Origin of the sequence: Streptomyces sp. MB09-02B (assembly GCF_033794485.1) — a bacterium.
In the GTDB taxonomy this organism is placed as follows: Bacteria; Actinomycetota; Actinomycetes; order Streptomycetales; family Streptomycetaceae; genus Streptomyces.
Genome location: NZ_JARGEE010000786.1, coordinates 1 through 1,954, shown reverse-complemented (window position 1 = coordinate 1,954; position 1,954 = coordinate 1). Strand labels below are relative to the sequence as shown.

The following is a 1,954-nucleotide window of genomic DNA, read 5'->3' as shown; positions in this document are numbered from 1 at the left end:
GCGATTCTCGCGCTCTCGGGGCAGGGCGGTATGGCGTCCGTGCAGCTTTCCGTGGACGAGGTGCGGGGGTTGTCTCCGTTGGTCGACGGGCGGGTGGAGATCGCCGCCGTGAACGGGCCGTCGTCGGTGGTGGTGGCCGGGAGTGTGGAGGGTCTGGACGAGGTGATCGCCGAGGTCGGGGCGCGCGGTGTTCGGGCCAGGCGGATCGAGGTCGACTACGCCTCGCACACCGCCCACGTCGAGCGGCTCCGGAAGGAGATACCGGCGCTGCTCGCGGCCGTCACCCCCCTCCCCGCCTCGGTCCCCTTCCACTCGACGGTCACCGCTGAACGGTTCGACACCACCGGGCTGGACGCCGAGTACTGGTACCGCAACCTGCGGTCGACCGTGCGCCTCGACGACACGGTGGCGGGGCTGGTGGAGGCCGGTCATCGCGTCTTCGTCGAGGTCAGCCCTCACCCGGTGCTGGTCGGAGCGGTCCAGGCGACGGCGGAGGCTGCCGGGCGCGAGGTGGCCGCCACGGGGACGCTGCGTCGCGGCGAGGGGGGCCCGCGGCGGCTGCTGCTGTCGCTGGGGGAGGCGTACGCGAAGGGCGTTCCGGTCGACTGGCGGGCCTGCTTCACCGAAGCCGAAGCCGAAGCCGAAGCCGAAGCCGAAGCCGAAGCCGATGCGGAAGCGGAAGCCGAAGCGGATGTCCAAGGCTCTGGCACCAAGTACGTGGACCTTCCCACCTATCCCTTCCAGCACAAGCGCTACTGGCCCGAGACCCTCTCGGCCGGCGGGACCGGAGCAGGCCGGGCCGTCGACGACTGGCGTTACCGGGTCGTGTGGCGCCGGAGCACCCTCGCCGGGGAGGCGCGCCTGTCGGGGCGGTGGCTGCTGCTCATCCCCGAGGACCCCGGAGGGCGGCCGGGCGAAGGGACGTACGACAGGATCGCGGCGGCACTGCGGGAGGCCGGAGCCGAAGTGGCGGTCGCCGCCGCAGCGGGGTCGGCCGACGCCGTCGGCGACTGGGCGGGTGTGCTCGCCTCGCCCGCGTCCCTCGGCGACGCCGTCGCCCTGCTGCGCGACCTGCGTACGGCCGAGGTGGAGGCGCCGCTGTGGTGGCTGACGGAAGGCGCCGTCGCTGCCGTCGCCGGCGACACCGTACGGCCGGAGGCGGCGCAGTTGTGGGGCCTCGGGCAGGTGGTGGGGTTGGAGCACCCGGACCGCTGGGGCGGGCTGGTCGACCTGCCGGCCCGCTGGACCGAGGACACCGGCCGACGGCTGGTCACCGTCCTCGCCGCAGCGGACGACGGGACACGGGCCGAGGACCAGGTCGCCCTGCGCGAGTCCGGCGTGCACGCACGGAGGCTGGTGCGAGCCGTGGCGGGTGGACGCGGGCCGGAGCACGTCTGGACGCCGCGCGGAACCGTGCTGGTCACCGGCGGTACGGGCGGCATCGGTTCCCATGTCGCCCGCCGGCTGGCCGCCGACGGCGCAGAGCACCTGGTGCTGACGAGCCGTCGGGGCGCCGGGGCGCCGGGCGCCGCCGACCTGGGCCGGGAACTGGAGGCGCTGGGCGCCCGGGTGACGTTCGCGGCCTGCGACGTGGCCGACCGCGACGCCCTGGCGGCCGTCCTGGCGGGCATACCGTCGGAGGTGCCGCTCACCGCGGTCGTCCACGCGGCGGGCGTCGCGACCTTCTCCGACACCCTGTCCATCGAGGCGGACGAACTCGTGGCCGGTACGGCGGCGAAGGTGCGGGGTGCGCGGCATCTGGACGAGCTGACGGCCGGCCTGGATCTGGACGCGTTCGTGCTGTTCTCGTCCGGCGCGGCCGTGTGGGGCAGCGCGGGCAACGGCACGTACGCGGCGGCCAACGCCTATCTCGACGGCCTCGCCCACGAGCGGCGCTCGCGCGGCCTGACAGCCACCTCCCTGGCCTGGGGCGGCTGGGCGGGAGGGGGCAACC

Annotated in this window: 1 protein-coding gene; it reads left to right on the top strand. The window is 74.9% G+C overall.

The features are described from left to right. Nucleotides 1-39: 39 nt before the first annotated feature. Nucleotides 40-1,954: SDR family NAD(P)-dependent oxidoreductase (locus tag P1P70_RS44030; RefSeq protein WP_319248038.1), on the top strand; the 1,915-nt coding region annotated here is incomplete at its 3' end.